The sequence below is a fragment of the Moorena sp. SIO3I6 genome (genome assembly GCF_010672095.1).
This window is the reverse complement of record NZ_JAAHHU010000631.1, coordinates 1-2,568: the sequence shown is the minus strand read 5'-3', so window position 1 is coordinate 2,568 and position 2,568 is coordinate 1. Positions and strand designations below refer to the sequence as shown.

Genomic DNA, 2,568 nt, shown 5'->3' with positions numbered 1-2,568 from the left:
CTCAGAGGTACGTTGACAGCTTCAGGGTCAGTGGTTTCAAGGTCAAAAACTGGGAAAATTGTTTCCAAGAAAGGATCCACGATTGATGCCAAAACGGCATCCTTTCGTGTCGAAGCAGTCAGAGGCAGAGGCTCCTGACCATTGGGGTTGTAGATACCCATTGTCGTTGCTCCTGCCAAGTTCAGGGGAGCAGACAAGAAGTCCCACCGATATCTTGGTTTTCCAAAAAGCCGATTCCAGCCTGTTACCACCTCTGCCTCGATAGTAACGTTAGTGTTTCTCCTCTTCTGTGCTTCAGCTGGGCTAACCTGTGATAAAAAGGCAAAAAGGCTCAAAAAAAACAGAATTCCAAACTTTTTCATCACGGATTTCTTCTCCTAATTAAAAGACCTGTGGCAAACCTCAATATTTGCGCTTGTTGCTATAGCTGTGGCAAACCTCAATATTTGCGCTTGTTGTTATAGTTGCTCTAGTAGTTATCAGCTTGTTTTTCAAAAGTTATGCAAAACCAGCGCTAAAAAATTAAAAATTTGCTCAGCAACCAACAAGCTGCGTTGATCTAGGCCGTCGAAAAACAACGTAGATTAAGCCAAAGACTTCACCCTAGAGTACTGATCTGAACCAAAGCACCAACGCCACACCCGCAGTCGCATCCAGCTGCTTGGGCACGCCCCCACTGGGATAGCATTGCATTTGAATGGGGTAGAGTAATCCGTGCGCTGCGAGACGGTGCCGATGGTGCAATCAAGAACTCATTCCCTGGTGCCACTACAATGGCATCGTCCGGGATATCTTCCGTGACCTCCACCGGTCCAAACACCAGCACCCTAGCACCAATCTTCACCCCCTTACGCACTGTCGGTCCAAACAACACAGTTCCGTTGCCAATAGTAACGTCATCCTCAATTTCCAGTGGACCATGGAGAACTACCCGATCACCGATAACGCATCGAGCTCCCACTCGGCAAGAGGTGAACGTTAGCTGATGAAGGCTTGAGTTTTTACCAATAGTGGTACCTTTACCAACTGACACAGTGGGAGCCACATCACCGAGAATATAGCTCCCCTTACCAACCACTACTCCTGATTCCAAGCGGCACCCTCCCAGGACAATAGCATCTTTATCGATAAGTTCAGGAGACTTTACCACAGGGACAACGAACCTTGCACCAGCTTCAGGACTGTTTGAGGGCGGTGCATTCAAGCCCACTCCCCCAGCATCGTCCGCTGGCGTGCTTGGAGTTGGTACTGGTGTTAGAGGTTCAAAGCGCTCAAAACCCAAGTCCCCCAGAGTTGCTTGACGTGCTGGGATGACTCCGGTGCCACGTCTATAAATACTTGGTGGAGCAACCGATAGCTTTCCAAAGGCTTGATCTAAATTAGGAAAGTCCTCCCCAGGATTGCGAGGATTGCCAGCAACATCAGAAAATGGGATGGTGCGTGCAGCAGCACGATAAAGTAAGTTGAATCCTCGGGCTAGTACTAAGTTTTCCTCATCGACATCAGCAAAGAATAGTGAAAATGGAGCAGGTACCGGAATGATATTGGGTTTAACATCTAGTTGACTATAGATCCTCGCTCCAAACAACACTAGACTTGCTGGCGGAATCTTGATGGGTCGTCTCGGATTCTCTCCCAGAATCTGTGCTGCCAAACCAGTGAAGCTCGCGTCACCAATGTCGGCATTTTGCACGATCGCATTGATGCCCGTACCACAGGCTTGTCCGATCCGAACTCTTCCGACGAAGGTGACTCCATGGGCGGTAAAGGTTCCATCCCCCAATTCTAGGTTACCTCGACCCAAAGAGCGACCACGAAAGTTGAGCAATCGGGTATTGTCTTGCAAGTTAACAGCGTTACCAATTTTGGCAGAGGCACCCTTGAGGGTAACAAAAGCATCAATCAGGCTAGCGGCTCCCATTTTGAAGTTCCTAGTACCCACGACTGCACTGGGATTGATGAAACTGGTAAAGCCCACTGGTCCTACTGAGGATTTAGCCTGCTGTGCAGCAACTCCCTTCATCCCGCCTGGAATTACTGAGCCCACCGTGGCTGCTGTCGCACCTCCAAGTGCAGCTATCAGCAAATCCCGTCGCGAACAACTGAATCTAGTTAAATTATTGGTCATGCTACCCATGTATTAGGTTAAATGCCTGTCTTTTCAAAACTCGGGGGATGGTTGAATATAGAACACCTTTGTTCTGATCTGTTCTCATTCATGGTCACGGGTCAACTTGAATCGGTTTGACTGACGTCATTCTCAAACCGAAACCATGGTGCCCACTATGCACCCTGATCCGAATTATTGCCTGAGCTACTGACTTTTGGCGGAACTGATGTATGAGACCGGATTAATGTTAACCACACCACCAACCGCCCTTGGTCTCAGCTATGTATTAACTTTTAGCACACTTTATAAAGACACCGGTTAACGATTTAAAATAACTTAACGTTAATTATTTTTAACATAAAAAGTACCCTCAAGGGTACTGTCAAACCAGGGGATGATCTGATAATTGCTACAATAGCAAAGGGAGCAGGGAGTAGGGAGTAGGGAGGAGGAAGTAA

Annotated in this window: 2 protein-coding genes; both read right to left on the bottom strand. The window is 47.8% G+C overall.

All coding sequences use genetic code 11. The annotated features are described in order from the left end of the window. A partial coding sequence (locus F6K49_RS40585; RefSeq protein ID WP_293106550.1) for a hypothetical protein occupies positions 1 to 362 on the bottom strand: 362 nt, incomplete at its 3' end. 236 nt (positions 363 to 598) lie between these two features. Further along, a complete protein-coding gene (locus F6K49_RS40580) occupies positions 599 to 2,128 on the bottom strand; it encodes a hypothetical protein (RefSeq protein ID WP_293106547.1) in 1,530 nt (509 codons plus the stop codon). Between the last annotated feature and the right edge of the window lie 440 nt (positions 2,129 to 2,568).

Bases quoted from the DNA above. Each gene is read 5' to 3' on its own strand.
- F6K49_RS40580 (WP_293106547.1), bottom strand. From the start codon at position 2,128: ATGACCAATAATTTAACTAGATTCAGTTGTTCGCGACGGGATTTGCTG.